Here is a 25928-nt window from a genome sequence, read left to right as displayed (position 1 = left end):
CGGGCCGGTCGATGACGTCCGCTGCCTGGAGGGTTCCATGGGGTCTGCCGCCGTGCTCGTCGCCAACCGCGGGGAGGTCGCCGTCCGCGTGCTGAGGGCAGCGGCGGAGGCCGGGCTGCGTACGGTCGCCGTGTACGAGGAGGGCGACGACGCCCATGCCCGGCTCGCCGACGAGTCCGTACCGGTGAGCGGCTACCTGCGCGGCGGCGCCCTGCTCGCCGCCGCCCGGAGCACCGGCTGCGACTACCTCCATCCCGGTTACGGCTTCCTGAGCGAGGACGCGGACTTCGCGCGCCGCTGCGCGGAGGCGGGGATCGTGTTCGTGGGCCCCTCGCCGGAAGTGCTGGCGGTGTTCGGGGACAAGACCCGGGCCCGGGAGCTGGCCGTCGAAGTGGGGGTTGCGGTGCTGGACGGGGCCGACGGGCCGGACGGGGCACGGGAGTTGCTGACGGACGGGCCCGTGATGGTGAAGGCCGTGGGCGGGGGCGGCGGTCGCGGGATGCGGGTCGTGCGGCGGGCAGAGGAGCTCGACGAGGCATGGGAGCGGTGCCGTTCGGAGGCGCAACAGGGTTTCGGGCGGGACGCGTTGTACGCCGAGCGGCTGCTGGAGGGGGCGCGGCACATCGAGGTGCAGGTCGTGGGGGACGCCACCGGCGCCGTGACACACCTCTGGGACCGGGACTGCAGCGCCCAGCGCCGCCACCAGAAGCTGATCGAGATCGCGCCCGCCCCTGAACTCCCCGACGCCGTGAGGGAGAAGATCCTCGACCGCGCGCTGCGGCTGGCCCGTGCCGCCCGCTGTTCCAGCCTGGTCACCTTCGAATTCCTTTTCCGGGGCGCGGAGTTCTGGTTCATCGAGGCCAATCCTCGGCTACAGGTGGAGCACACGGTCACCGAGGAGGTCACCGGGGTCGACCTGGTGGAGGTGCAGTTGCGGGTGGCGGCCGGAGCCACGCTCGGGGAGCTGGGGCTCGCCGAGCCGCCCGCTCGTCCTCGCGGATTCGCCGTGCAGGCACGGGTCTACGGCGAAGGGGCGGGGCGGATCACCCGCTTCGACGTGCCGACCGGGCCGGGCGTCCGCGTCGACACCGCGATCCGGGCCGGGGCCGAAGTGGGCCTGCGCTACGACCCGTTGCTCGCGAAGGTGATCGCCCACGTCCCGCACGGCGGTGTCGAGGCGGCGGGTGCCCGGGCCCGGCGGGCGCTGGGTGAATTCGGCGTGGAGGGGGTGCGGACGGGGATTCCGTTGCTGCGGGAGCTGCTGGCACGGCCACGCTTCTGGGCGCACACGGGCGTGGTCGGCGAGGTGGCGGGGACGGTCGTCGGCCCCGAAGTCCCCTCCGTGGAGGGCGCAGTCGTCGCGCCGCTGAGCGGGACCGTCGTCTCCGTCGACGTCTCCCCCGGTGAACCGGTGCGTCCTGGACAGCAGTTGCTGGTGCTTGAGGCGATGAAGATGGAGCACATGGTGCGCGCGCCCGGCTCCGGAGTGGTGCTGGCGCTGCACGCGCGGGTGGGGGAAACGGTCGGCGAGGGCTCTCCGTTGGCCACGCTGCACGAGGTGAGCGGCGCGGACGCGGGCGCAGCCGCCGAGGAACGGGCCGATCCCGACGCCGTGCGTCCCGATCTCGCCGAGATGATCGAGCGGCACGCCGTCGGGCTGGACGAGAACCGGCCGGAGGCGGTCGCCGGGCGGCATGCGCTCGGCCGGCGGACCGCCCGGGAGAACATCGAGGACCTCTGCGACCCGGGCACCTTCACCGAGTTCGGCGCCCTCGCGATCGCCGCCCAGCGCCGCCGCCGTTCCCTGGAGGACCTGATCCGCTCGACGCCGGCCGACGGCATGGTCACCGGCACCGGGCGCGTGGACGGCCGGCGGTGCGTGGTGATGTCGTACGACTACACCGTGCTGGCCGGCACCCAGGGGCTGCAGAACCACCGCAAGACCGACCGGATGCTGGAGCTCGCCGAGGAACGAGGGCTGCCCGTCGTCCTGTTCGCGGAGGGCGGTGGGGGCCGGCCCGGGGACACGGACACCACGTCGGTGGCGGGGCTCGACGTGACCACCTTCCAGCGGATGGGGCGCCTGAGCGGCACGGTGCCCCTGGTCGGCATCGTCTCGGGGCGGTGCTTCGCGGGCAACGCGGCGCTGCTGGGCTGCTGTGACGTGGTGATCGCCACGCCGGACGCGACGATCGGGATGGGCGGGCCCGCAATGATCGAGGGTGGTGGGCTCGGGGTGTTCCGGCCGGAGGAGGTGGGGCCGCTGTCGGTGCAGGTACCGAACGGGGTCGTGGACGTGGTGGCGGCGGACGAGCCGGAGGCCGTGCGGGTGGCGCGCCGGTATCTGTCGTACTTCCAGGACCAGCAAGGCAGTTGGGAGGCACCGGATCAGCGGCTGCTGCGGCACGTTGTACCGGAGAACCGGCGGCGGGCCTATGACATGCGGGCGGCGGTCACGGGGCTCGCGGACATCGGCTCGGTGCTGGAGCTGCGGCCGGGGTTCGGAGTCGGGGTGCTGACGTGCCTGGTGCGGATCGAGGGGCGGCCGTTGGGGTTGTTGGCCAGCAACCCGGCGCACCTGGGCGGGGCGATCGACCGGGACGCGGCGGACAAGGCGGCGCGGTTCCTGCAGTTGTGCGACGCGTTCGGGCTGCCGGTGGTCTCACTCTGCGACACCCCCGGTTTCATGGTCGGCCCGGACGCCGAACGGACCGCGACCGTACGGCACTTCGCGCGGCTGTTCGTGACGGGGGCCAATCTGCGGGTGCCGTTGGTGAGCCTGGTGCTGCGCAAGGCGTACGGGCTGGGGGCGATGGCCATGATGGGCGGCTCCACGCGGGCGCCGCTGGCCACCGCCGCCTGGCCGAGCGGGGAGTTCGGCGGGATGGGTCTGGAGGGTGCCGTCCGGCTCGGTTACCGCAAGGAACTGGCGGCGATCGAGGACCCGGCCGAGCGTGTCCGCGCCTTCGAGGAGCGGGTCGCCGAGCTGTACGAACGCGGGAAGGCGGTCAACGCGGCGGCCGCACTGGAGATCGACGCGGTCATCGACCCGGCCGGGTCGCGCGGATGGATCCTGGCGGCGCTGGAGCGGTGCCCCGTCCCCCGCCCGGGGCACCGTCCGTTCATCGACACCTGGTGAACACGGTCACCAGGATGGTGCGGACATCGTCAGCTGGGCCGGATGTTCTGGTTGAGGCGGAAGACGTTGTCCGGGTCGACGGCGGCCTTGACCCGGGCCAGCCGGTCGTAGTTGCCGCGGTAGCTGGCGCGGACACGCTCCTGGCCCTCGTCCATCATCATGTTCACGTAGGCGCCGCCCGCCGAGTACGGGTGCAGGGCGTCGGAGTAGTCGACCGCCCAGCGCTTGATCAGCTCGGCGTTGGCGGGGTCGGGGTCGACGCCCGCGTAGACGGTGGACCAGCGGGCGTTCCGGTAGCCCCAGGGCGTCTCGTCGGGGCCGACGTCGTGGGCGGCGCCGTCGATCGGGTAGAGATGCATCGTCGACTGGACCGTCGGCACCTCGGCACCGAACTTGGCATGCAGTTCGACGGCCTCGTCCGGGATCTCCTCGACGAAGTCGGCACGCCAGTACCACTGGTGGCCGGGCGGGTAGAGCCCGTCGAACATGGACTGCAGATCGGGGTGCGGCATCGGTCCGACGGCGTGCAGCAGCGGCTGGGGCAGCGCGTCGAGCAGCGGGGCCATCGCACGGGCGGCGGCCTCGGGGTCCCCGCTGGTGTGGCACCACACGACCCCGGCGGTCTTGCGCAGCTGGATCTCCTCGGGGAACGGCGGGGCCGGCGGGACAGTGCCGTGCAGGAAGAAGGCGTTCAGTTCGCGGGGCGCGTTCGGGAGGAAGTCCCGGTAGGCGGTGAGGACGTCGGCGCTGATCTCGACCGGCCAGAAGGTCGGCCCCGCCACGACCGTGCTGATCTCGTGCAGCCGGAAGAGGAAGGACGTGACGACACCGAAGTTGCCGCCGCCTCCGCGGATCGCCCAGAACAGGTCGGTGTTCTCCTCGGCGCTCGCGCGCACCTTGCGCCCGTCGGCCAGGACGACGTCGGCCGAGAGGAGGTTGTCGATGGTCAGCCCGCACTTGCGGGTGAGGTGGCCGAGCCCGCCGCCGGTGGCGATGCCGCCGACGCCGGTGGTGGAGACGATACCGCTCGGGGTGGCCAGGCCGTAGGCGTTGGTCGCGCGGTCCACCTCCCCCCAGACGCAGCCGCCGCCGACGCGGACGGTGCGGGCCTCGGGGTCGACGTGGATCTCCTTCAGGGGCGAGAGGTCGGCGACCACTCCCCCGTCGACGGTGCCCATCCCGGCACCGTGGTGGCCGCCGCCGCGGACGGCGAGCGGCAGGTCGTGGGCGCGGGCGAAGCCGATCACGCGGGCCACGGCGTCCGCGTCGGCGCAGCGGGCGACGAGCGCGGGGCGGCGGTCGATCATCGCGTTGTAGACGGTACGGGCCTCTTCGTAGCCGGAGTCGTCGGGGCCGATCAGCTCGCCGGTGAAGTCGGTCAGTTCCCGTCGTGCCGCCTGCGCGGTTGTGCTGGACATACGGTTTCCCCCGTTTGTCGTGAGTCGGGCCGTTGTGCACGTTCTACTCGGGTAGCGCGGGCGGGGGCATCCGTGGCCATCACCTAGCTCGGGCGTTCGGATACCTACGTTTCACACACCTGCGTTTCACGTACCTACGTGTCCCGCTCGGGGAGGAGCCCGAGCTCCGCGGCGCGTACGGCGGCGTGGCGCCGGGTGGGCGCGTCCAGCTTCTCCAGGACGGCGCGTACGTGGTTGTCGACGGTACGGACGGACACGACGAGCCGGTCGGCGATCTCGGCGTTCGTCAGGCCCTCGGCGAGCAGACGCATGACCTGGAGCTGCCGTTCGGTCAGGCCGGCGGGGTTGCCGCGGGTCGCGGCGAGGGGGCCGCGCGGGATGCGCCGTACGCCGAGCCGGCGCAGTTCGGAGCGGACGCGGCGGGCCAGCGGTTCGGCGCCCAGGGCGTCGAGTTCGGCAAGGGCGACGAGCTTGTCCGCGGGGTGCGGGCTCTCGGCGACCGCGGCGGCGTGCTCGTAGGGGCAGCCCGCCTCCTGCCAGCGTGCGGCGGCCTCGCGCCAGTGGCCGCGGGCCTGGAGGGCGTACGGGTGGTCGCAGTCCTCCAGGTCGACCGGCTGCCCAACCCTGCTGAGCCAGTAGCCGAGTTCGGCGCGGTAGGGGATGCCGGCCAGGTCGCGGGCCTGCGCGTACACCGGGGCCACGGCCTCGATCAGGGCCGCGTCGTCGCCGTGCAGCCAGGCCGCCTCGGCCAGCGCGGCGGCGACCGGTCCGGTGCGCTGCAGTTCCCGGGTCCGTACGGCGATCTCCTGCGCCTCGGCCAGGAGTTCGGCGGCGCCCGGGTGGCCGCGACGGGTGCGGACGCGGGCCAGGACGGTCAGCGCGGGGCAGCGGGCGGGGAGGAAGTCGTGGATGCCGAACTCGGCGTGCCGTTCGGCGTCCTCCCAGTCGGCGGCGGCCAGTCGCCGGATCGCCAGCTCGACGTGGAGGTAGGTGAGGAAGCCGAGGTGTTCGGCGCGGTCGGCGAGGTCCATGGCGGGGGGCAGATAACGGTCCGCCTCGCTGTACTGGAGGCTGTCGAGCAGGGTCCAGATGATGTTGGCGTAGGAGCGGCAGGCGTGCTCAACCTCGCCGGCGGCCAGGGCGACCTCCAGGCTCTCCTCCAACTGCTTGCGTCCGTCGGGGTCGCCGCCCCGCCAGCGGGCCGTCCCCAGGTTGTTCAGGGCGTGCGCGAGGATCGCCTGGTCCTCCGTCTTGCGGGCCAGAACGATGGCCCGCTCGGCGTGGTCGACGGCCTCCGGGTAGCGGTCGGACAGCATGCGCAGCTGGGCGATGTTGCTGACGGCGAGGGCCAGCAGCCGGTCGTCGCCCGCGTGCTCCAGGACGGTGACGGCCTCGCGGGCGGCGTCCTGCGCCTCGTCGGCTTCCCCGGCCCACCAGTGGATACGGGACAGCCAGCGCAGGTCGGCGCCGAGGGCGAGGATGTCGCCGAGCGAGCGGCGCAGCGCCACCGCCTCCCGTTGGGCGGTGACGGCGGCGGCCGAGTCGGCGATGGTGTAGCTCTCGATCGCGTAGCGTTCCAGCAGGTCGGCGAGGTCGGCCGGGCCGTGGCGCCGGCGTCGGCGCAGGACCAGCCGCAGCTGGGCGGCGGCCTCCCGGTGGGCGCCGGCGGAGGCCGCGTCGCGTGCGGCGTCGGGGCCGTAGCGGGCGATGGCGTCCTCGTCGCCGGCGTGGGCGGCGTGGTGCACGATCCGGGCGGCGTCGGATCCGGGGCGGGCGACCAGGGCCGCGAGGACGGTGCGGTTGAGGTCGATACGGCGGGCGGTGGGCACGGAGTCGGCGACCGCGCGGCGGATCAACTCGTGGCGGAACGCCACCCGTTCCGGCGTCACCGCGAGCAGCCCGCGCTGCTCGGCCTCGGCGAGTACGGTCACCCCCTCGGCCAACAGGGCGTCCACCAGGGGCCGTTCGACCGCCGAGGGGACCACGGCGAGCTGCTCCAGCGCGTCCACGGTCGCGGCGTCCAGGCCCCGCATCCGGGCGAGCACGGCGTCCACGACCGTCGGCGGCACACCTCCGGTGCCGCCCGCCGCGACGACCTCGGCGACGAAGAAGGGGTTTCCGGAGGTCACCTCGTACACCTGGGCGGCGTCCAGCTCGGCGGTCGCGCTGAGCGTGCGGACCGCGTCGAGGGACAGCCGGGCCAGGGGCAGCCGGTGCACCCGGGGCGCGCGGGAGACCTGCCCGAGGAGGTGGCGCAGGGGGTGGCCGCGGCCCAGCTCGTCGTCGCGGTAGGTGAGGACGAGCAGCGCGGGGAGCCGTTCCATGCGCCGGACCAGGAAGCGCAGGGCGTCCAGGGACGCCTCGTCGGCCCAGTGCACGTCCTCGACGACCAGTACGGCGGGATGCGGAGTCACGGCAAGCTCGGCGCGCAGGGCCTCGTAGACGCGGGGACGATCGCCGCCCTCGGTGACGGCGCGGGCCAGCTCGGCGCCGACGCTGCCGACGAGGTCACGGAACGGGCCCAGGGGCCGGCGGGTGGCGAGGTCGTCGCACTGGCCGACCAGGATCCGCGCCTCCTCGGGCAATCGCTCCGGAAGGGCTCTGACCAGGCTGGACTTGCCGATGCCGGCCTCGCCGAAGACGAGCGCCACCGAGCCGGCACCGTCCGCCGCCTCATATGCGGCCTCGGCCAGCCGCGTCAGCTCGGCCTCACGCTCGAGGATCCCCCGGTCCACCCGCTCGATTCTGCCACCGACCGCCGATGACGGTACGACTCTCGGGCGGGGGCGGGCCGATGGACGGGGCGGCGTGATGGGCGGGGCGGCGTGATGGGCGGGGCGGCCTGATGGGCGGGGGCGGCCCGATAGGCGACGGCGGCCCGACGGACGAGGGCGCCCCGATAGGCGACGGCGGCCCGACGGACGAGGGCAACCCCACCGACGAGGGCGCCCCACCGACGAGGGCAGCCCGACGGACGGGGACGGCCCGACGGACGGGGACGGCCCGACGGACGGGGACGGCCCGACGGACGGGGACGGCCCGACGGACGGGGACGGCCCGACGGGCGGGGGCGGACTGATGGGCCGGGGCGGGCCGGGGCCGTGGTGGCAAGGTGTCAGCATGTCCTGCGGGCGGCAGGGGGCCGTGTCCCCGACGCGGACGCGACGGCGGTCATTCCACTGCGCGCCCTCGTCGCCACCGGCTTGTGCCTGTGACACGGCGGCCGTCGCGCCACGGTCTCGGCCTCGCCGTGCGGTCCCTGCGGACGCGACGCGAGGAGAGCCCCCACTCCCACCGGCGGCCCATCTCCGCCTGAACCGGACAGGCGTGCGGGGCCATCCTGGAATCCTGGGAGTCGGTACACGGAGCGAGGCGTGGCATGGCGTACGACGAAGCGTTGGCCGAGCGGATTCGGCGGTATCTGGGGGCCGATCCGGACATCACTGAGAAGCGGATGTTCGGAGGGCTCGCGTTTCTGCTGCGGGGGAACATGGCAGTGAGCGCGAGTGGCGCCGGGGGGCTGATGGTCCGTGTCGGGCCGGAGGCCACGGACGCGGCACTGACCCGACCGGGAGCGCGGCTCCTCGACATGACGGGGCGGCCGATGCGCGGCTGGATCGTCGTCGACCCGTCCGCGCTGACGGACGACCGGGTCCTGGGCGCATGGATCGACGAGGGGTACGCCTTCGCCGCGGGGTTGCCGCCGAAGTGAGCCGTTCCTACGAGCGGCGGCCGGGCCTGCCTCGCCTGCCGGGCTTGGAGCCGCCCGCGCGGGGAGTGCGGCCCGGCTGCTTGGCGGGGGCGGGCTTGCGGCGGGCGGAGGACTTCTCCTGCTCCTCCCGCCTCGGCTTCTCCTCCGGCTGCTGTTTGCGGCCGCGGGAGCTGTTGACCGTGCGGCCGCGCACGATGCCGATGAAGTCCTCGACCAGGTCGGTGGTCGCTTCCTCGGGCCAGGACAGGGCGACACCGGACTGGGGTGCGTCGACGACCGGGCGGTAGGTGAGGTCCCTGCGGTGGTGCAGACGGGCGAGGGACTGGGGGACGACGAGGAGGCCGACGCCCGCCGCGACCAGCTCCACGGCGTCCTCGGTGGTGGCGGGACGCTCGAAGGCGGGTTCACCGGGAGGGGCGTCCCAGTCGAAGACGTCGTCGAGAGGGTGGAAGAGCACCTCGTCGGCCAGATCGGCGAGCGTCACCTCGTCGGCCGCCGTGATCACGTGGTCCTTGGGGACCACGACCACCGTCGTCTCGGTGTAGAGCGGGATCGCGCTGAAGAACCCACGGTCGACCGGCAGCCGTACCAGGCCCGCGTCCGCCTCGCCCGCGCGCAGCACCTCGGGCGCCTCGGCGGCCGGTACGGCGATGAGGTGCAACGGGATGCCGGGCAGCCGCTCGTTCCAGATCCGCACCCACTTGGCGGGCGTCGTCCCCGGGACGTACGCGAGCCGGAACGTGGGAGATGTCTCCGAGCCTGTCACCTGGCCAGGTTACCGGCCGTGGTCGAGGGCCCCGTACCCGGTCGATACCCTGGACCCCATGAAGTCGCACCAGACCACCCAGACGATGAAGCCCGCGACCGCGGCGAAGAAGCTGGGTGTGTACCTCGAGGCCACCCCCGCCGAGTTCCGTGAGGGTGTCGTCTCGCGCGCCCAGCTCGACCAGCTCCAGGCCGAGCCGCCCGAGTGGCTGCGCGAGCTGCGGGCCAAGGGACCGCACCCCCGTCCGGTGGTCGCGGCGAAGCTGGGCGTCTCCATCGCGGGGCTGGCCCGCGGCGGGGTGACCGAGCCGCTGACCACCGAGCAGATCGAGGCGCTCAAGCAGGAGCAGCCGGAGTGGCTGGTGAAGGAGCGGGCCACCCAGGCGGAGGTCCGCAAGGAGGCGGCGCGGATCAAGAAGCGCGACGCCGAGCGGGCGGCCGGGGAGGACGGTCCGCGGTCCTGAGGCACCCGCCGTCGCGACGGTCGGTCACGCTCCAGATCCGCTGTGTGCACGGAAATGGGATCTGACGGCCCGTCACGACGAAGGTCACAAAAGCGTATCGGACATTCTGCCCTTCAACCTTCACACCAGCCGCACAAGTTGGCTAGCGTGGGTCCAGGCCACTCGAGTTCCTCCGGCGAACCCCGTCGGGACGCGTGGCCTCCGCCGAGTCCGGTGTCGAACCGGAGCCGGGGACCCAACCGAATCATGGGGTGAATCGGCCCAACTGCCCGCACGGGCAAGGGTCGTAGGGCATGCCTTCCGGACACGACCGCCCGAACCCGACAGCTAACTCGGTAGGCGGAGTACGGAAGGAGTACGGCTCCCATGGCGCCGGATCGACCATCGCGCACGGGCGGCTCCGGCCTCCCCGGGATGCGCAACTCCGCCCTCGCCGCAGCGGCCCTCACCTCGGTGGCCATGCTCTCGCAGAGCGCTGACGCCGTTCCCCTCGCCGGGGAGGACGCCCCCAGCCGGGAGGCCGTCCGGGACCGGGTGAGCAGCCTCTACGACCGGGCCGAGTCCGACACCGGCCAGTGGAACTTCACCCGGCCGACGGTGACCGGCTCGCGAGGACGCGGCGCGCCGACGGGCGGCGGCAGGCGCTCGGACCCCGACCTGGACAACGTGACCCGGCAGTGGTTCGACGCGGCGCGCGCCTCGCTGGGGCCCACGATCCCGGCGATCCTGCCGGCCGACCGCATGCCCGCCCAGCGCACCTCCTCCCCCCGCCCGGCCCCGTCGCGGCCCGCGCGCTCCCCGGAGGCACGGACCGGCTTCGAGCTGGAGGCACCCGGCCGGCCCGTGGCCGAGCTGCCGGCGGGCGGAACGCGCCGTCCGGTCGCCGAGCTGACCGCGGGTGACGGCACGGCCGCGCTGCCCGCCATACCGGCGCAGCGGCAGGAGTCCGCCATGGCGACGGGCGCGACGGGCGGCGAGCCGCGGCAGGCGTCGCTGCGCACGTCCAAGGAGCAGAGCCAGCGCAAGATCGCCGCGGCGAGTGAGCTGCTGTACCGGTACACGGCCCGGCAGACGTCCCTACCGCAGTCGGCGGTCATGTCACCGACGGCCATGGCGGAACAGACGGCGGTCATGCCCTCGCTGGCCATGACACCGCAGTCGGCGGTCATGTCACCGACGCCCATGGCGGAGCAGACGGCGGTCATGCCCTCGCTGGCCATGACACCGCAGTCGACCGTCATGTCGCCGACGGCCACGGAGCCACAGGCGACCCTCATGTCCCCGGCGGCCACGACATCCCAGACGGGCGTCATGCCCTCGATGACCATGGCAGCACCGCAGTCGGCGCTCGCGACTCCTGCGCCGCAGGCGGATCTGGCGCCGGCGCCCTGGTCGGAGCAGGCGAGCCGGGCGACCGAGGAGGCCTGGCGGATGCAGCAGCCGTCCGTGCTCGACACGGGCGTGCCGGTGAGCGAACCGTGGGGCCTGCAGCAGCCGGCCGTCCCCGACATGGGTCCGTCCATCACCGACACGGGGGCGCAGCAGCAGCTGACCGCCCTGGACACCGGCACGCAGTGGAGCTTCCAGCAGCCCACCGTCGAGGCGGCCCCGCAGCAGCCGTCCGTCATGGACACGGGTGCGTGGAACCTGCCCGTCGCGGTCGACTCGAGCCTGCCCGTCTCGGACCAGTGGCGCCGGCTCCAGGAGCCGTCGGTCCTCGACACGGGGGTGCCCGAGGCGCCCGCCGAGCCGCCGGTCGGCACCAAGGCGGACCGGGCCGTGTCCTTCGCCCGGGCGCAGATCGGCAGGCCCTGTCTGTGGGGCGGGGTCGGTCCGGAGTCGTACGACAACGCCGGGCTCACCCAGGCCGCCTGGCGGGCCGCCGGGGTCGCGCTGCCGCGGTCCACGCACGAGCAGGCGAGCACCGGCACGGTGGTCCCGCTCGCCGAGAGCCGTCCCGGTGACCTGATCTTCTTCAACGACAACTTCAGCCATGTCGGCCTCTACACCGGCAACGGTCTGATGATCCACGCCCCCGGACCGGGCGCGGTGATCCGCGAGGAGTCGGTCCACTACGCCGGCGAGGCCGCGATCCGCATAGCGGTGCGCCCCGCCTAGCAGCACACGCTCCGCCGAAGAGGCCGTCCACGAACCGTGGGCGGCCTCTTCGGCGTTCGGCGGTCACCGTCTCGCGCACGAGTCGGGGAGGGTCGGTGAAATCGGCCTTCCCCGAGCAACCGCTGCCGCTGGCGACCAAAGCTGCCTCGCTGGTGAAGGATGGCGGCATGAGTGATCAATACGAACGGCGGCTGACCGGGAAGACCGTCGTCGTCACCGGGGCCGCGGGCGGCCAGGGCGCCGCCGAGGTGGAGGCGCTGACCCGGGCCGGCGCCCGGGTGGTGGCCACGGACGTGCGGCCGCAGGGTGACGTGCGGCGGCTGGACGTCAGCAGGGAGAGCGACTGGGCCGCGCTGGCCGCGGAGTTGAAGGAGTCGTACGGCGAGATCCACGGCCTGGTGAACAACGCGGGTGTCATCCGGCGCGAACGGCTCGGTGAGGTGCGGTCGGAGGACTTCGCGCAGGTCCAGGCCGTCAACACCACCGGACCGCTGCTCGGGATCCAGCACCTCGCGCCGCTGATGCCACCGGGTTCCTCGATCGTCAACGTCGGTTCGTCCGCCGGGCTCACCGGCTACTACCCGGTGGCGTACACCGCCAGCAAGTGGGCGTTGCGGGGGCTGTCGAAGATCGCGGCGACCGAACTGGGGCCGAAGGGCATCCGGGTCAACACCGTCCATCCCGGGTACATCGAGACGCCGATGACCGCCGCCGCCACCCCGGCGTTCCGGGCGGCGACCATCGGAGAGACACCGCTGGGCCGCAGCGGCACGGTGGACGACATCGCGCCGCTGGTGGTGTTCCTGCTCTCCGACGAATCGTCCTTCATCACCGGGGCCGAGATCCCGGTGGACGGCGGGCTGAGCGCGCACGGCGGAGTCAAGTCCATCTCGGATGCGATGCGGGCGGCGAATCCGCCGGGAGGAGCGGGAGGAGCCTGAGCTCCGCGGACCCCTGCGGGCCGCCGGTCCCCCGCTCCGGCGGCCCGCACGGGCTCCGGGCCTCGGAGAGCACCGGCTGTCCCCCACCGAACCGCCGGGTCTCCCCGCCGCGGCCGCTGGTGCGCCGTTGTGCTGGAGTACATCCGTGAACGTCCTTGTTGCTCCGTTGCAGTCTGAGGCAGGCTGGACGTCGCCGGTATGGGTACAACTGCGTACGCGGCGCACGAGCGGAGTGGGAACGTGGCACAGGGGTTGGTCGGGGCGCAGGAACGCATGCTGGCGGTGGCGGTCGCGGCACTGCACGAACGGGAGCCCGAACGGCTGTGGCCGATGCTCGCGGACGCCCTGCCCGGCGTGTGCGGCGGTGAGAGTCTGATCTACAAGCTGGACGACTGGAACGAGTCCGGGGGCACGGTCGGCATGCCGTCCGCCGTCGCCGCCGAGTTCGCGGTGCTCGGGGACGAGGCCGTGGGCCTGCTGCGGGAGGGCTACCCCTTCGCGTCCCTGTACTCCTCCGGCCCGGACCGCACCCCGCTGACCGCGCGCCGGGCGGCGGGGCGGGCCTGGTCGTCGAGCCCCACCGCGGAGCTGATCGGCGACCTCATGGCCGCCGACCACGTCCTGGCGATCCCGCTGCCCGGAACCACGACCCCGGTCACCGGGTGCATGGTCTACCGCTCCGGTACGGACTTCACCGACGACCATCTCCGGCTGGCGGCCCAGCTCCAGCCGCTGCTGGCCGCCGTGGAGCAGCAGCGGCAGCTCCTGGAACGCCACCGGCGTTCGACCGACCCCTCGGCGGCCCCGGAGTGCGGGCTGACGCCCCGTGAGACGGCGGTCCTGATACTGCTGGCGGACGCGCTGACCGCGGCCGCGATCGGCCGGCGGCTCGGCATATCGGATCGCACGGTCCACAAGCACGTCGAGAAGATCTACCGCAAACTGGGCACACGCGACCGCATCAGTACGGTGCTGCGGGCCCAGCGCCTGGGCTTGGTGCCCGCGCCTTCCGCGCCACGGGACACGAACGCCTGGAGCCAGTCATGAGGCCGAACCGCTCCATCCCCTCCGCGACGGTCATCCCCGTCCTGATCTATCCCGACGTGCGGGCCGCCGTCGCCTGGCTCGGCGAGGCCTTCGGGTTCACCGAGCGGGTGCGCATCGGCGAGGACCACCGCTCCCAACTCGCCTTCGGCGACGGGGCGGTGATCATCGGGGACGTCCGGCACGACCGCCGTCCACCGCGCCCCGGCGAGGTCACGCACTCGGTGACGGTCCGGGTGGAGGACGCCCGGGCGCACTGCGAGCGGGCCCGGGCGCACGGCGCCCGGATCCTCATGGAGCCGACCGACTTCGAGTACGGCGAGCGCCAGTACACCGCCGAGGACGTGGCCGGCCACCACTGGACGTTCTCCGAGACGCTGGCGGACGTGGCCCCGGAGGAGTGGGGCGGCACGTCGGTGTCCTGAGCGGGGAGCTCAGCCCGTGGGGTCGGGCTGGCGGCGGCGTGTCCGCATCGCCTCGTCCTTGAGCGCCCACGTGTCCGCCACGGGGCCCAGGTGTCCGAGCTTGTCCGGGTTGACGACCCCGCGGATCGTCTGGATCCGTCCGTCGAGGATGTCCAGCGCCAAGGTGCTCACGACCCTGCCGTCCCGGTCGCGGAAGAGCGCGCCCGGCTGGCCGTTCACCGGGTGGGGCTCGGCCACGACACCCGTGGCGACGCACATCGAGACGAACGAGGCGATCAAGCGGGCCACGTTCTCCGGGCCGCGGACGGCGTTGGCCAGCGCGGGCGCCTTGCCGCCGCCGTCACCGACCATCTGGACGTCGGCGGCCAGCAGGTCCCGCAGTCCGTCGACGTCGCCCTCCCGGAAGGCGCCGAAGAACCGCTCGGCGAGTTCCTCGCGCTCCTTGCGGTCGGCCTCGAAACGCGGCCGGCCCGCGTCCATGTGCCGGCGCGCCCGCACCGCGAGCTGCCGGCACGCCGCCTCGGACCGGTCGACGGCCGAGGCGATCTCCGGGAAGCCGAAGCCGAACACTTCCCGCAGCACGAACACGGCGCGCTCCAGCGGGGAGAGCCGTTCGAGCAGCAGCAGCGCCGCCATCGACAGTGAGTCGGACAGCTCCGCCGAGCGCTCGGGGTCCTCGTAGGGGTCGGTGAGCAGCGGCTCGGGGAACCAGGGGCCGACGTACTCCTCGCGCCGGACCCGGGCCGAGCGCAGGACGTCGACGGAGATCCGGGTGACCACGGCCGAGAGATACGCCTTGGTCGATCTCGGCAGGGTCGAGGTGCGCTCCCAGCGCAGCCAGGTCTCCTGGACGGCGTCCTCCGCCTCGCCGACGCTGCCGAGGATGCGGTAGGCGATCGCGAACAGCAGCGGCCGCAGCTCCTCGAACTCCTCCGTGCGGCTCACGCCAGCTCCTCCTTGAATCCCTGGCGCCACGACGGGTGGCGCGGCTCCCAGCCCAGTTCACGTTTGGCCTTGGCGTTGGAGAAGCCGCGGCCCTCCAGCATCATGATCACCGGCAGGTCTCCCGCCAAGAGGCGCGCCAGCCACTTCGGCACCCGCATCGGCGGCCTGGCGCCCGCGACGGCCGCGAGGTGGGGCAGCCATTCCGCGGCCGGGGCCGGTTCGTCGTCGACGATGCAGTACACGCCCTTCGCGTGCTGCTCGACGGCCAGGACAGTGGCGTACGCGGCGTCGTCGAGGTGGATCCACGAGCTGTGTCCGGTGCCGCGTCCCACGAGCGGGAACTTCCGTCTGCGGACCAGCTCGACCTGGTCGTCGATGGCGTCCGGCCCGTAGAACGCGCCGTAGCGCAGGACCGCGCCGCCGGCCCGCACGACCACGTCCTCGAGGTGGTTGACCGCCTCGATCATCGGGCGCAGCACCGTGCCCGTCATCGGGTCGAGCGGATCGTCCTCGGTCTTGATCCAGCCGCCCTCGCGGATGCCGTTGAAGCTGCCGAAGCTCTGGGCGACGAAGGTGGACACACCGGTCGCCTCGGCGGCGGCCAGCAGATGGTCCGTGCCCTCGGTGCGCAGCCGGTTGGTGGTGGCGAAGAACCGGTCGAAGTGCTTCATGTCGGCTTGGCCGGTGCCGAGCCCGGTCATCTGGTGCACGATCGCGTCCGGCCGTGCCGTGGCCACCGCCTCGCCGACGGAGGCCGCGTCCAGGCCGTCCATCACGACGCCGTCCGCGCCGAGGTCCGCAAGCAGCCCCAGTTTGGCCGCGCCGGTCGTCGTAGCCGTCACCTGGTGGCCCCTGGCGACGAGCTGCGGAATCAGCCGCCGTCCCAGGACCCCCGTCCCGCCTGCAACGAACACCCGCACAACGATCACCTTCCCGTTCCCGGAATTGTCTCTGCCCTGTGGACGAGACAGCCCCCCGTGTCTGTGACATGGGGGAGGGAAAATCCTGACGCGGGTGGTCTCAGACGGGGCCGGGTCCCATACCGCCCTGGAGACGCTCCAGGTCGGAGGGGCGGACCTGGATGACGACGACCGCGATCAGGGCAGCGACCACGGCGAAGATCGCCGCGACGACGAACGCCGCGGAGATCCCGTGCGTGAGGACCTGGTCGGACCAGGGACTCGGGAGTTGTCCGGTGCGCCGGAAGCGCAGCCGCTCGACCGGGGTCGCCTGGGCGAGGAAGAGCGGGATCTGCTGGTGGGCCTCGTTGGTGCTGGCCGTGCCGAACATGGTGACCAGGATGGACAGTCCGAGCGAACCGCCCACCTGCTGGGTGGCGTTGAGGAGCCCGGAGGCGGCGCCGGTCTCCTGGACGGAGACGTTGGACAGCGCCATCAGGGTCAGTGACACGAACTCCATGCCCATGCCCAGGCTGAAGACGAGAAGCGGGCCGAGGATGCTGCCGGCGTAGGTGGAGTGCACGTCGGTCAGGGTCAGCCAGGCCAGACCGCCCGCCGCGAGGAGGGCGCCCACCACGAGGAAGGGTTTGGGACCGAACCGGGGCAGGAACCGCGAGGCGAGCCCCGCGCCGACCGCGATGACGGCGCTGACCGGCAGGAAGGCGAGTCCGGCCCGCAGTGGGCTGAAGTTCAGCACGTCCTGCACGAAGAGGGTCAGGAAGAAGAACATGCCGAAGATCGCGGCGGCGAGGCTGAGCATCATGCCGTACGTGCCCGCTCTGTTGCGGTCGGCGAACATGTGCAGGGGGGTGATCGGCTGGACGGAACCCCGTTCGATCAGGATGAACGCGGCCAGGACGACGACGGCCCCGGCGAACGAGGCCAGCGTCAGCGCGTCCCGCCAGCCCTCCTGCGCGGCCCGGATGAAGCCGTACACCAGCAGCACCATGCCCAGGGTCGAGGTCAGGGCGCCGAGGATGTCGAAGTGGCCGGGGTGGCGTTCGGACTCCCTGATCCAGCGGGGCGCGGCGAGGGCGATGAGGACGCCGATGGGGACGTTGACGAAGAGCACCCAGCGCCAGTTCAGCCACTCGACGATCATGCCGCCGGCCAGCAGTCCGATGGCGCCGCCGCCGGCGGAGACGGCGGCGAAGACACCGAAGGCCCGGTTGCGTTCGGGGCCCTCCGGGAAGGTGGTGCTGACCAGGGAGAGCGCGGTCGGTGAGGCGATCGCGCCGCCGACGCCCTGCAGAGCGCGGGCGGCGAGCAGTTCGCCGGAGTTCTGGGCGAGCCCGCCCAGCAGGGAGGCGACGGCGAACAGCAGCACCCCGACGATGAACATGCGCCGTCTGCCGAGGATGTCGCCGGTGCGGCCGCCGAGCAGCAGCAGCCCGCCGAAGGTCAGCGTGTAGGCGTTGACCACCCAGGACAGGCTGGTCGTGGAGAAGTTCAGCGCGCTCTGGATGTGCGGCAGCGCGATGTTCACGATGGTGATGTCGAGGACCACCATCAGCTGGCAGGACGCGATGACCAGAAGCGCCATGCCGTTTCCGCCACCGCCCGGTGCTCGGGAGGTGGCCTGTGCTGCGGAGGTCGGCTGCGGGCTGCTGCTCATGGTGAAGTGCTCTCAGTGAACGATGCCGTCCACTGTCCGACCGTACGCCCGTGCCGCGACCGTCACCACTCGATTGGTGACACGGCGGTCACCGAGCCTTGTGGGTCATCGCGAACTCGTCGGCCTCCGGGAGGTCGAAGGCGCCGTGGTCGCTGCCGAGGCCCTGCGCCACCAGGGCCGCCGCCGCGTTGCCGAGTACGGCGGCCTCCTTCGGGGTGCGGTCGAGGCTGACGCCGCGCAGGAAGCCGGCCGAGAAGGCGTCGCCGCAGCCGGTGGTGTCGACGACCTCGACGTCGAAGGCGGGGACCGCCTCGGTGCCCTCGGTCGTGACCAGCAGCGCGCCGTCGCCGCCGCGGGTGACGGCGACAAGACCGGTACCGCCCGCGAGGAACTTCCCGGCCCCCGTGACCAGATCCTGCTCCTCGCTGAAACCGAGGACCTGGTCCTCGTTGGGGAGCAGGTAGTCGATGTACGGGAGGATCGGCTCGATCTGGTCGAAGGTGCCCAGTTCGCCCGGCGCGAGAAGGTCGACGGAGGTGACGACGTCGTGCTCCTTGGCGTGCGCGAGGATCCGCGCGGCGACCTCGGCGCCGATCAACTCCGGTCCGCCCAGGTGCAGATGCGTCGCCTCGGCCAGCGCGTCCCAGGGGACGTCGTCGAGGCCGTAGGTGATGTTGGCGCCGAGCAGGTGGAGGGTGGGGCGGTCGCCGTTCGGGCGGATGGGCAGGACGGTGGCCGAGGTGGAGGTGTCGATCCGGCGGACGACCAGCCCGGTGTCGATTCCCGCCCGCTCCAGCAGTTGCAGGAGCAGGTCGCCGGTCGGGTCGGTGCCGATCGCGCCGGCGGTGCGGACCTCGGCGCCCAGCTTGGCGAGGGTCAGGGCGGTGCCGGCCGCCGTGCCGGCGGCGGTCATCCTGATGTCCTCGACGAGGGTGGCGCCCTGGCCCTCCGGTATCGCCTCAACCGGCCGTACCAGCACGTCCAGTACGTGCACGCCCATCGTGACGACCTTCATCGCTTCTCCTCCTGCGCGGGTGGTACGGGGTGGGTGGTGCCGTAGTCACGGGCGATCGCGGCCTCGATCACTGCGAGTTGCCGCTGTTCGTCGAGGACGCGGGGGGTGCCGAGCGCGGCGGCGTGCTGGTAGACGCCGCAGGCCCACTCCAGCAGCAGCGCGTGCTCGACGGCCTTGTCGAGCGTGGTCGCGTGGGTGACCGCGCCGTGGTTGGCCATCAGGGCGGCGCTGCGGCCCTCCAGTGCGGCGATCACCGACTCGGCGAGTTCGGGGGTGCCGAAGGTGGCGTACGGCGCGACCCGGACGCTACCGCCCAGAGCGAGCAACTGGTAGTGAATGCAGGGGAGTTCGTCGAGGACGAGGGAGAGCGCGGTGGCCATCGGGGCATGGGTGTGGACGACCGCTCCGGTGCCGTAGCGGCGGTAGACACCGAGATGCAGGTCCAGTTCCGAGGTCGGCGCCAGCGTCCCGGCCACGAGCTTGCCGTCCAGGTCGACCACGCTCACCTGGTCCGGGGTCAGTTCGGCGAGCACCGCGCCGGTGGCGGTGATGGCGACCCGGTCCTCGACGCGCACGCTGACGTTCCCGGCCGTACCGATGAGCAGGCCCTCGGCCCCCAGACGCCGGCAGGCCTCGGCCACGGCGGCCCGCTGCGGCCCCAGCGCCGAGCTTGAGACGGTCATGGGCGCGACCGTAGTCTAAACGTGAAACAATGTCACGTTCACGTTCGGAGGTTCCTTCGTGGGAGAGCCGACCGCGGATCCCGGCGGGGCCCTCCCCCTGCGCCGGACCCCGCAACAGGCGCGCAGCAAGGCCCGCTTGGCGCGGGTGCTGGAGACGGCCGAGCACATCCTGATCCGTGACGGGGTCGAGGCGCTGACCACGACCCGGGTGGCCGCGGCGGCACGGGTGTCGGTCGGCTCGCTGTACCAGTACCTGCCCGACCGTGACGCGATCATCGACGCCCTGGCGGCCGGGTACTTCGCCAAGCTGGAGGCCGCCATGGACGGTTTCGCCGAGGCGGCGGCGACCGAGCGGTGGGCGGACCCGGTCGGCATGCTCGTGGACGCCTACGCCGCGATCTACCGCAGTGAACACGGCTTCCGCGCCCTGTGGTTCGGCAGCGGCCTGACCGAGCGCACCCGGGCCGCCGACCGCGAGCACAAGCGCCGGATGGCCGACGGGATCCGCCGCGTCCTGCTCGCCCTCGACCTCGCCGGGGACGACGAGGCCCTCGCCCGCGCCTGTCACGCCTCGGTCCTGGCCGCGGACGCGCTGGCCCAGGAGGCCTTCCGGCGCGACGCACAGGGTGATGAGCGGCTGCTGGAGGAGGCGAAGGTGATGCTGCGGGGGTACCTCACGACTGTGACGGCCCGCTACCGGCCGTAGGTGTGCCGCCCCGGATGCCAGGCGCGCCCTCCGGGCCGACGACGCTCGGCCCCGCCCTGGCCGCCCCCTCCCAGCCGTGACCCTGGGTAACTCGGAACGTCACGTAGGGTCGACTGGGGGCTGAAGATCAACAAGGGGGTGGGGCCGGTGGAGTTCTCGGTCCTGGGGCCGGTTCGGGTACGGCGGGCGGGGGCGGAGCTCGCTCTGGGCGGTCCGCGTGAACGGGCCCTGCTGGCGCTTCTGTTGGTACGAGCCGGGGAGCCCGTCCCGGCGGGCGAGATCGTGACCGTGCTGTGGGGAGCGAACCCTCCGCACAGCGCGCTCAACGTGGTGCGCCGGCATGTCGGGGCGCTGCGCCGCCTGATGGAACCCGGCCTGCCCGCCCGGGCCTCCGGACGCCTACTGCTGCGGGACGCGGGCGGGTACCGCTGGGCGGCCGACGCCGAATCGCTCGATCTGCTGCGCTTCCGTGCGCTGCGGGAGGAGGCCCGGTGGGCCGCGCCCGGGCGCGCGGCGGAACTCCTCACGGAGGCGGTGGAGTTGTGGCACGGGCCGGTGGCCGCCGGGATCCCGCCCGAGGTTCGCGAGCGGGCCGGGTTCGGCGCGGTCGACGGGGAGCATGTGGCGGCCGTGCGGGAGGCGGCCGACGCCGCGTTGCGCGCCGGGGTGCCGGAGGCGGTGCTGCCCCGGTTGCGGGAGGCGGCGGCCGGCCATCCGCTGGACGAGCCCCTGCTGGCCCGGCTGATCCTGGTGCTGGCGGCCACGGGACGCCGGCCGGAGGCCCTGGACACCTACCGCACCGCGGCCGCCCGCCTCGCCGACGAGCTGGGTATCGATCCCGGCGCCGAACTGCGCGACGCCCACCGCGCGTTGCGGCAGGACGGCCCGTCGAGCGCAGCCCTGCCGAAGCCCGCCCAACTCCCGCACGACCTGGCGACGTTCACCGGCAGGGAGGCCGAACTCGACGACGTACTGGCCCTGTCGGACGCGACCGGGGCGGTGGTCATCTCCGCGATCGGCGGCATGGCGGGCATCGGCAAGACCACCCTCGCCGTGCACTGGGCCCACCGGGTCGCCGACCGCTTCCCCGACGGGCAGCTGTACGTCAACCTCCGGGGCTTCGACCCGTCCGGTTCGGTGATGAGCTCGGGCGAGGCGGTCCGGGTCTTCCTTGCCGCGCTGGGTGTGCCGCCGGAACAGGTGCCGTACGGGGTGGAGGCCCAAGCCGCCCTGTACCGCGGCCTGTTGGCGGGCCGGCGGTTCCTGGTGCTGCTGGACAACGCGCGCGACACCGAGCAGGTACGGCCGCTGCTGCCGGGCACCCCCGGCAGTCTGGCGATCGTCACCAGCCGCAGCCGGCTGTCCGGGCTGGTCGCCGCGCACGGGGCGCACACGCTGACCCTGCAGCCGCTCGACGCCGAGCAGGCCAGGGCGTTCCTGGAGCGCCGGCTGGGCGCGGCACGGCTGGCGGGTGAGGCGGAGGCGGTCGCCGAGATCACCGCCCTGTGCGGCGGGCTGCCGCTCGCGCTGGCCTGTGTGGTGGCGCGCGCCGCCGCCCACCCGCACTTCCCGCTGTCGGCCGTGGCGGCGGAGCTGCGGGCGGCGCAGGGCAGCCTCGACGGGTTCGGCCGGAGCGACCCGGCCGCGAACGTCGAGGCGGTGTTCTCCTGGTCGCTGGCGGCCGTCTCACCCGGCGCCGCCCGCCTCTTCCGGCTGCTGGGCCTGCATCCCGGCCCGGACGTCTCCGCGCCGGCCGCCGCGGCACTGGCGGGAGTTCCGGTGCGGGAGGCACGGCGACTGCTGTCCGAGCTCGCGGACGTCCATCTGGCGAGCGAGCACGTTCCCGGCCGGTACGCCCTGCACGACCTGCTGCGCGCCCACGCCGCCGACCTGGTCGAGTCCGAGGAGGACCGTGACACGGCCGTCGACCGCCTGTACGCGTATTACGTTCACTCCGCGCACGCGGCCGACCGGATCCTCGCCCCGCACGCCGATCCCCTGCCGCCGGGCCCACCCCCGGCCGGCGTCAGCGTGGAGGACCTGTCCGACGACCGGCAGGCCTTGGCCTGGCTGACCGCCGAGTACCCGGTCCTGCCGGCCGTGATCGACGCGGCCGCCCAGTCCGGCCGGGACCGTCTCGCCGCCCTCCTCGCCTGGTCCCTGGAACCGTTCTTCGACCGGCGGGGCCACTGGCACGACGGACTGGCCGCCCAACACACCGCGCTCACCAGCGCGCTGCGGCTGTCCGACCCGGTCTGGGAGGCGCACGGCCTGCGCGGCCTGGGCCGGGCGGAGGGCCGGCTGGGCCTGCACGACCGCTCCGGACCCCGGCTGCGCCGCGCCCTGGAACTCTTCACGGAGCTGGGTGATCCAATCGGCCGGGCCCAGACCCATCGCAGCCTCGGCTGGGAGGCCGACCAGCAGGGCGACCTCCCCGGCGCCCTGCACCACAACCAGCAGGCGCTTCAGCTGTTCCGTACGAGCGGCGACCGGGCCGCGCAGGCCAGCGTCCTGAACTCGGTCGGCTGGTACCACGCGCTGCTCGGCCAGTACCGGGAAGCCCTCAGCCACTGTTTCGAAGCCCTCGCCATGCTCCAGGACCTGGGCGACCGCTACGGCCAGGCGTCCACCTGGGACAGCATCGCCTACGCCCAGCACGGACTGGGCCGCCACCCGCACGCCCTGCTGGGCTACCACAACGCCCTCACCCTGTACCGAGAGTTGGGCGTGCCCTACCTGGAGGCCTCCACGCTGGTCCACATCGGGGACACCCATCGCGCCATGGGCGCCCCCGACGAGGCGGACGCCGCCTGGCGCGAGGCGCTCACCCTCTTCGTGTCCCTGGGCCACCCCGACGCGGAAAAGGTCCGGGAGCGGCTGTTCGCCCAGGAAGGCCGACGCGACCTCGCCTGAGGAAGCGGCCAGAGCGTGACGGACGACGAGGTGATGCGGTTCGAGGTGCTGGGCCCCCTGCGGGTGACGCGCGGGGAGGCCGAACTGGACCTCGGTTTCCCCCAGCAACGCGCGCTGCTGGCCCTGCTGTTGATACGCGCGGGCCGGCCCCTGCCCGCCGGTGAGATCATCGACGTCCTGTGGCCGGACGGCCCGCCCGCCAGCGCGCCGAACGTGGTCCGCCGTTACGTCGGCTCGCTGCGCCGCCTGCTGGAACCAGGACTGCCGGCCCGGGCCCCCGGCCGCCGACTGCTGCGCGGGGCCGACGGCTACCGGCTGGAGGCGGCCGAGGACGAGGTCGACCTGCTGAGGTTCCGCGAGCTCACCAGGCAGGCGAAGCGGGAGGCGGCCACCGGGCGACCCGAACCGGCGCTGCGGCACTTCGCCGCGGCACTGGACGAGTGGCGAGGTCCCGTCGCGGCGGGCATCCCCGCACCGGTGCGCCACCACGCCGTGTTCACCGAGGTCGAGCGCGAACTCGTCGCCACAACCGTGATGGCCGCCGACGCGGCCCTGCTGTGCGGCGCACCGGACCACGTACTGCCCCACCTCGCTCGCGCGGTCCGGCTCGATCCGCTCAACGAGTCGCTGCACGCCAGGCAGGTCATGGCACTCGCCGCCGCCGGCCGCCAGGCCGACGCACTCGCCGCGTACGAGTCGGTGCGGCTCCTGCTGGAACGGGAGTTGGGCGTCAAGCCCGGCGCGGAGCTGGCGGCGGCCCACACACGTGTGCTCCGCCAGGAAGTCCGGTCCCGGCCGCGTGAACCCTTCGCACCACCTGCCCAACTCCCGCCGGACCCGGACGTGTTCGTGGGCCGAGAGGCCGAACTGAGCATGCTGCACGCGTCAGTGGACTCCTCACCGGTCCTCATGACGGGCATGCCGGGCATCGGCAAGACCACGCTGGCGGTGCGCTGGGCGCACCAGGCCGCCGCGCGGTATCCGGACGGCCAACTCCATCTGGATCTACGAGGTTTCGATCCCCTCGACGACCCGCTCACCCCCGAGGCGGCCCTGCGCTCCCTGCTCACCGCGCTCGGCGTGCCCGAGCACCGTCTGCCGAGCGGTCCGGACGCCCTGGCCGGTCTGTACCGGAGCACGCTGTCCGGTCGCCGGGTGCTGGTACTGCTCGACGACGCCCTCGACACCGAGCAGGTACGGCCGCTGCTGCCCGCCTCGCCCGGCTGTCTGACGCTGATCACCAGCCGGCGCGGACTGTCCGGGCTGGTCGCCGCCGGAGCCCGTCCGCTGCGGCTGGGTCTGCCCTCCCCCGCGGACGCGCTCGAGATCCTGCTCCGGCACCCCGACCGGGAACGGACTCCTGCCGAAGCGGAGGCGGCCGAGGAGATCATGGTGCGCTACGGGCGACTGCCGCTCGCCTTGGCCCACTTGGCGGCCACCGGCCCTCTCACGTCCGTCGCCGCCGAACTGCGCCGCTCCGCCGGTCTCGACGCCTTCGCCGACGTACGCACCGCGTTCGCCGGCTCCTACCGCCGTCTGCCTGCCGACACGGCCCGACTGTTCCGGCTGTCGGCCCGCTCCGGACCGGACCTCACGGCGGAGACGGCCGCCGCGCTCGCCGACGTCCCGGTCCGCACGGCCCGTCGGCTGCTCGACGAACTCGCCGACGCCCACCTCGTCACCGAGTCGGCACCGGGCCGCTACACCGGGCATCCCCTGCTGCGGATCTTCGCCGACGAGCTGAACCGTCGTTCATAACCGCAGGTCACAGCCGTGCCGCCATGGCTTCGTCACTCTTTTTTCACACCTTCCCCCTACGCTCCGAGGCGATGAGAGTTTTTGTTCGGTCCTGTTCGGAGGTGTGCAGGATGCCCATGGGTCTCGACATCGTCGTCACCGACGCGGTGCCGGTGCGGCTGCCCGGCGAGCGGTTGCCCCACCCCGACGCGCACCGGCTCTCCGCCGGGGTCGGCGGCGAGTTCCTCCTCGTCGGCGTCCGGGGCGGCACACCCGCTCCGGAGACTCCCGCGGACATCGCCCTCTCCCCTGGCGACATCTGTTTCTACGACGCCGACCACCCCCCGTCACTGGATCTTCCCGAGGGCGCCCGGCTGAAGGTGTTCCTGGTGTCGCGCGAGGCGCTGGGGCTGCCGGAGCAGGCCCTGCGGCGGGTTTTGACGGCGCCGGTCAGCCGGTCCTCCCGGCTGGGTGGGCTGCTGTCCCCGTTCCTGTCGGAGCTCGCCGACACGGTCTCCGTCTCCCCACCCGAGATCGGCGAGATGCTGTCCTGGAACGCCGTGAACCTGCTGGCCACCCTGGCCACCGAGCGCTCGGGCGAGGCATCGTCGGAAGCGCCGGGCGCCCAGTCGCCGCTGCTGTCCAGGATCCTCAGGTACGTCGACCGGCATCTACCGGATCCGGACCTCTCCCCCGAGGTGATCGCCGCGGCGCACCACATCTCGGTGCGCTATCTGCACAAGCTGTTCCAGGACGAGGACATGACGGTCGGCCGGTGGATCCAGCGCCGACGTCTGGAGGAGTGCCGGCGCGATCTGCTGCACCGCATCCGGGGCAGGCGCACCATCGCCGCCGTCGCCGCCCGCTGGGGCTTCCTCAGCGCCCCGCACTTCAGCCGGGTGTTCCGGGCCGCCTACGGCATGTCCCCCAGCGAGTGGCGCGAGACGGCGGGCGGTCGCTCCCGTGCGCTGCGGGACCAGCAGTCATGCGCCGGCAGTCAACTCGCCCCGGCCCTGCGCTCCTAGCGTGCTCGTCGACGTGCTCGCGCATCACCAGTCACACACTTGGGGAGAACTTGATGTCCCAGACCGCCGAACCGGTCAAGCCGGTCCTCGAACCGGCCGCCCAGGCCTTCGTCGAGGCCACCGCCAACCCGCCGTACCTCTTCGACCTGCCGCCCGCCGAGGGCCGTAAGGCCGTCGACGAGGTGCAGTCCGGCGAGATCGCCAAGCCCGCGGTGGACGAGGAGTGGATCACCGTCTCCGGCGGCCCGACCGGCAGTGTCCGGGCACGCGTCGTCCGGCCCGCCGGGGCCACCGGCACCCTGCC

Annotated in this window: 19 protein-coding genes, 1 pseudogene and 1 riboswitch; of the genes and pseudogenes, 12 read left to right on the top strand and 8 right to left on the bottom strand. The window is 73.1% G+C overall.

All coding sequences use genetic code 11. The features are described 5' to 3' along the window. Window positions 1-37 precede the first annotated feature (37 nt). A complete protein-coding gene (locus ABZZ74_RS38535; protein ID WP_356773145.1) occupies window positions 38-3139 on the top strand; it encodes a carboxyl transferase domain-containing protein in 3102 nt (1033 codons plus the stop codon). Between the two features lie 29 nt (window positions 3140-3168). Here ABZZ74_RS38535 and ABZZ74_RS38530 read toward each other — a convergent pair whose 3' ends face one another. Together ABZZ74_RS38530 and ABZZ74_RS38525 are read right to left on the bottom strand one after the other, a co-directional pair. Continuing rightward, entirely contained in the window at window positions 3169-4557 is a 1389-nt protein-coding gene (locus tag ABZZ74_RS38530) for an FAD-binding oxidoreductase (protein ID WP_356773143.1), read from the bottom strand. 134 nt (window positions 4558-4691) lie between these two features. Further along, window positions 4692-7292: an AAA family ATPase gene (locus ABZZ74_RS38525; protein WP_356773141.1), complete on the bottom strand. Its 2601-nt coding sequence runs from the start codon at window positions 7290-7292 to the stop codon at window positions 4692-4694. A gap of 644 nt (window positions 7293-7936) precedes the next feature. Here ABZZ74_RS38525 and ABZZ74_RS38520 point away from each other — a divergent pair. Next, a complete protein-coding gene (locus tag ABZZ74_RS38520; protein WP_356773139.1) occupies window positions 7937-8269 on the top strand; it encodes a TfoX/Sxy family protein in 333 nt (110 codons plus the stop codon). A 7-nt stretch (window positions 8270-8276) separates the two neighbouring features. Here ABZZ74_RS38520 and ABZZ74_RS38515 read toward each other — a convergent pair whose 3' ends face one another. Then, on the bottom strand, window positions 8277-9035 hold the full coding sequence (locus ABZZ74_RS38515) for a LysR family substrate-binding domain-containing protein (RefSeq protein ID WP_356773137.1): 759 nt from the start codon (window positions 9033-9035) through the stop codon (window positions 8277-8279). A gap of 58 nt (window positions 9036-9093) precedes the next feature. Here ABZZ74_RS38515 and ABZZ74_RS38510 point away from each other — a divergent pair, with 58 nt between their 5' ends. From ABZZ74_RS38510 to ABZZ74_RS38490, 5 genes are all read left to right on the top strand, one after another. Further along, window positions 9094-9498 carry a DUF5997 family protein gene (locus ABZZ74_RS38510; protein WP_356773135.1) on the top strand — a complete coding sequence of 135 codons (405 nt, stop codon included), beginning with the start codon at window positions 9094-9096 and terminating at the stop codon, window positions 9496-9498. A gap of 192 nt (window positions 9499-9690) precedes the next feature. After that, a riboswitch (cyclic di-AMP (ydaO/yuaA leader) is annotated at window positions 9691-9856 on the top strand. An 8-nt stretch (window positions 9857-9864) separates the two neighbouring features. Further along, entirely contained in the window at window positions 9865-11616 is a 1752-nt protein-coding gene (locus tag ABZZ74_RS38505) for an NlpC/P60 family protein (RefSeq protein WP_356773133.1), read from the top strand. 167 nt (window positions 11617-11783) lie between these two features. Then, complete coding sequence (locus tag ABZZ74_RS38500; RefSeq protein ID WP_356773131.1) at window positions 11784-12557, top strand: SDR family oxidoreductase; 774 nt, start codon at window positions 11784-11786, stop codon at window positions 12555-12557. A gap of 273 nt (window positions 12558-12830) precedes the next feature. Beyond that, window positions 12831-13604 (top strand): LuxR C-terminal-related transcriptional regulator, encoded by a 774-nt coding sequence (locus ABZZ74_RS38495; RefSeq protein ID WP_356773199.1) that lies wholly within the window; start codon window positions 12831-12833, stop codon window positions 13602-13604. After that, on the top strand, window positions 13601-14026 hold the full coding sequence (locus ABZZ74_RS38490; protein WP_356773129.1) for a VOC family protein: 426 nt from the start codon (window positions 13601-13603) through the stop codon (window positions 14024-14026). Before ABZZ74_RS38495 ends, ABZZ74_RS38490 begins: the two co-directional genes overlap by 4 nt. Window positions 14027-14035: 9 nt before the next feature. On the opposite strand, the gene ABZZ74_RS38485 is transcribed toward ABZZ74_RS38490, so the two are convergent. From ABZZ74_RS38485 to ABZZ74_RS38465, 5 genes are all read right to left on the bottom strand, one after another. Next, window positions 14036-14971, bottom strand: coding sequence for an RNA polymerase sigma-70 factor (locus ABZZ74_RS38485; RefSeq protein ID WP_356773127.1), 936 nt, complete (start codon window positions 14969-14971; stop codon window positions 14036-14038). Then, window positions 14968-15900 carry an NAD(P)-dependent oxidoreductase gene (locus ABZZ74_RS38480; RefSeq protein WP_356773125.1) on the bottom strand — a complete coding sequence of 311 codons (933 nt, stop codon included), beginning with the start codon at window positions 15898-15900 and terminating at the stop codon, window positions 14968-14970. Before ABZZ74_RS38480 ends, ABZZ74_RS38485 begins: the two co-directional genes overlap by 4 nt. 91 nt (window positions 15901-15991) lie before the next feature. Continuing rightward, on the bottom strand, window positions 15992-17545 hold the full coding sequence (locus tag ABZZ74_RS38475; RefSeq protein WP_356773123.1) for an MFS transporter: 1554 nt from the start codon (window positions 17543-17545) through the stop codon (window positions 15992-15994). Between the two features lie 88 nt (window positions 17546-17633). Then, the gene (locus ABZZ74_RS38470; protein ID WP_356773121.1) at window positions 17634-18560 is read right to left on the bottom strand and encodes a carbohydrate kinase family protein; all 927 of its coding nucleotides are present in this window, start codon (window positions 18558-18560) and stop codon (window positions 17634-17636) included. Beyond that, window positions 18557-19243 carry a class II aldolase/adducin family protein gene (locus ABZZ74_RS38465; RefSeq protein WP_356773119.1) on the bottom strand — a complete coding sequence of 229 codons (687 nt, stop codon included), beginning with the start codon at window positions 19241-19243 and terminating at the stop codon, window positions 18557-18559. The genes ABZZ74_RS38470 and ABZZ74_RS38465 overlap by 4 nt, the downstream gene beginning before the upstream one ends. 58 nt (window positions 19244-19301) lie before the next feature. On the opposite strand from ABZZ74_RS38465, the gene ABZZ74_RS38460 reads away from it, so the two are divergent. The 5 genes and pseudogenes from ABZZ74_RS38460 to ABZZ74_RS38440 all read left to right on the top strand — a co-directional run. Then, window positions 19302-19949, top strand: a complete 648-nt coding sequence (locus ABZZ74_RS38460) for a TetR family transcriptional regulator (RefSeq protein ID WP_356773117.1) — start codon at window positions 19302-19304, stop codon at window positions 19947-19949. A 147-nt stretch (window positions 19950-20096) separates the two neighbouring features. Next, the gene (locus ABZZ74_RS38455; protein ID WP_356773115.1) at window positions 20097-22862 is read left to right on the top strand and encodes a BTAD domain-containing putative transcriptional regulator; all 2766 of its coding nucleotides are present in this window, start codon (window positions 20097-20099) and stop codon (window positions 22860-22862) included. A gap of 15 nt (window positions 22863-22877) precedes the next feature. Further along, a complete protein-coding gene (locus ABZZ74_RS38450) occupies window positions 22878-24620 on the top strand; it encodes a BTAD domain-containing putative transcriptional regulator (protein ID WP_356773113.1) in 1743 nt (580 codons plus the stop codon). A gap of 110 nt (window positions 24621-24730) precedes the next feature. After that, window positions 24731-25624, top strand: a complete 894-nt coding sequence (locus ABZZ74_RS38445) for a helix-turn-helix domain-containing protein (protein WP_356773111.1) — start codon at window positions 24731-24733, stop codon at window positions 25622-25624. Window positions 25625-25677: 53 nt separating this feature from the next. Continuing rightward, window positions 25678-25928 (top strand): annotated as a pseudogene (locus ABZZ74_RS38440) (esterase); the annotation flags it as partial.

Origin of the sequence: Streptomyces sp. NPDC006476, assembly GCF_040612015.1 — a bacterium.
GTDB classification, from domain to species: domain Bacteria; phylum Actinomycetota; class Actinomycetes; order Streptomycetales; family Streptomycetaceae; genus Streptomyces; species Streptomyces griseorubiginosus_B.
Note: the sequence above shows the minus strand (reverse complement) of the source record. Positions and strands in the feature narration are given on the sequence as shown.

What these genes read in the sequence shown, in the direction of transcription:
- ABZZ74_RS38535 (WP_356773145.1), top strand. Translation starts at nt 38, where the DNA reads ATGGGGTCTGCCGCCGTGCTCGTCGCCAACCGCGGGGAGGTCGCCGTC.
- ABZZ74_RS38530 (WP_356773143.1), bottom strand. Translation starts at nt 4,557, where the DNA reads ATGTCCAGCACAACCGCGCAGGCGGCACGACGGGAACTGACCGACTTC.
- ABZZ74_RS38520 (WP_356773139.1), top strand. Translation starts at nt 7,937, where the DNA reads ATGGCGTACGACGAAGCGTTGGCCGAGCGGATTCGGCGGTATCTGGGG.
- ABZZ74_RS38510 (WP_356773135.1), top strand. Translation starts at nt 9,094, where the DNA reads ATGAAGTCGCACCAGACCACCCAGACGATGAAGCCCGCGACCGCGGCG.
- ABZZ74_RS38505 (WP_356773133.1), top strand. Translation starts at nt 9,865, where the DNA reads ATGGCGCCGGATCGACCATCGCGCACGGGCGGCTCCGGCCTCCCCGGG.
- ABZZ74_RS38500 (WP_356773131.1), top strand. Translation starts at nt 11,784, where the DNA reads ATGAGTGATCAATACGAACGGCGGCTGACCGGGAAGACCGTCGTCGTC.
- ABZZ74_RS38495 (WP_356773199.1), top strand. Translation starts at nt 12,831, where the DNA reads ATGCTGGCGGTGGCGGTCGCGGCACTGCACGAACGGGAGCCCGAACGG.
- ABZZ74_RS38490 (WP_356773129.1), top strand. Translation starts at nt 13,601, where the DNA reads ATGAGGCCGAACCGCTCCATCCCCTCCGCGACGGTCATCCCCGTCCTG.
- ABZZ74_RS38475 (WP_356773123.1), bottom strand. Translation starts at nt 17,545, where the DNA reads ATGAGCAGCAGCCCGCAGCCGACCTCCGCAGCACAGGCCACCTCCCGA.
- ABZZ74_RS38470 (WP_356773121.1), bottom strand. Translation starts at nt 18,560, where the DNA reads ATGAAGGTCGTCACGATGGGCGTGCACGTACTGGACGTGCTGGTACGG.
- ABZZ74_RS38465 (WP_356773119.1), bottom strand. Translation starts at nt 19,243, where the DNA reads ATGACCGTCTCAAGCTCGGCGCTGGGGCCGCAGCGGGCCGCCGTGGCC.
- ABZZ74_RS38445 (WP_356773111.1), top strand. Translation starts at nt 24,731, where the DNA reads ATGCCCATGGGTCTCGACATCGTCGTCACCGACGCGGTGCCGGTGCGG.